At 64.1% G+C, this 1,143-nt stretch carries 1 protein-coding gene; it reads left to right on the top strand.

The window, feature by feature from the left end:
- On the top strand, window positions 1-1,077 hold a 1,077-nt coding region (locus EN994_RS32440; protein WP_164746470.1), incomplete at its 5' end, for an ATP-binding protein.
- Window positions 1,078-1,143 lie beyond the last annotated feature (66 nt).

The following is a 1,143-nucleotide window of genomic DNA, read 5'->3' as shown; positions in this document are numbered from 1 at the left end:
GAGCCGGAAGAAATCGATGCCTTGCGCGACCTGATCCCGGCCGCCAAGAATCTCTACCGCAACCCGAATTCGGGCTCCTATATCAGGCGCGGCAGCGATGCGCTGACCGCCGATACGCCAGTGCCTTACCGCATCGCCGACCTGCTGAAGCAGATCGATGAGCGCATGGGCATGCTCGAAAGCAAGACCGATCGCCCGACGCTCAAATCGCTGAAGACGCGCATCGAATCGGCGGCGGCCGATCCACGTTATCGCTTCATGTTCAACTCGCGCCTGATCGAGGACACCATCCACGAGACGATCGGCAACATCTTCCGCGTGCCGCATCATGGCCGTCCCGTGACCTGCTTCGAGATGGCCGGCATGCCGTCCGAAGTGGTCAATTCCGTCTGTTCGGTGCTGGCGCGCCTGGCCTTCGATCTCGCTCTATGGAGCGAAGGCAAGCTGCAGCTTCTGTTTTTGTGCGAAGAGGCGCACCGCTATATGCCGGCCGACCCGCGTCTCGGATTCGCGCCGACCAGGCATGCGCTGTCGCGCATTGCCAAGGAAGGCCGCAAATATGGCTGCTATCTCGGCGTCGTCACCCAGCGCCCCGGCGAGCTCGACCCGACCATCCTGTCGCAATGCTCGACCTTCTTCGCCATGCGGCTTGCCAATGAGCAGGACCAGGCGATCATCCGCTCGGCGATTGCCGACTCTTCCGCCTCGACGCTTGCCTTCCTGTCCTCGATGGGCCAGCGCGAAGCCATCGCCTTCGGCGAAGGCGTGGCGACGACCATGCGGCTGAAGTTCGAAAAGCTGCCGAGCCACCTGCTCCCCGGCACCGCCAAACGCGAAGAGGCCACGTCGAAGCCGGGCGACGATGTCGATCTGGTGGCGATCGTGGAACGATTGCGCAACGTGCCGAAATCGACGCAGCAGGCGATGGCCTTCGCCGAGGTCGTGGATTCAGGCCGCCAGGCCGGCGACCCCGACTACCGCAAGCCACCCGCCGCACGCCCGCCATCGGACGACGATTTCGACATGCGCTACGGCCTCAAGCCCGCAACCTTCGGCCTGCGCCCGCAAAACGATTGAGCTTGCGACCCGGCTGTTCTGCCGGCCGATTGAGAAGCCGCGCTAAGCTCGCGCCCTGCCTGGACC

The sequence above is a fragment of the Mesorhizobium sp. M7A.F.Ca.CA.002.09.1.1 genome, assembly GCF_003998555.1.
Taxonomy (GTDB): Bacteria; Pseudomonadota; Alphaproteobacteria; order Rhizobiales; family Rhizobiaceae; genus Mesorhizobium; species Mesorhizobium ciceri.
This window is presented reverse-complemented; position numbering and strand designations above follow the sequence as displayed.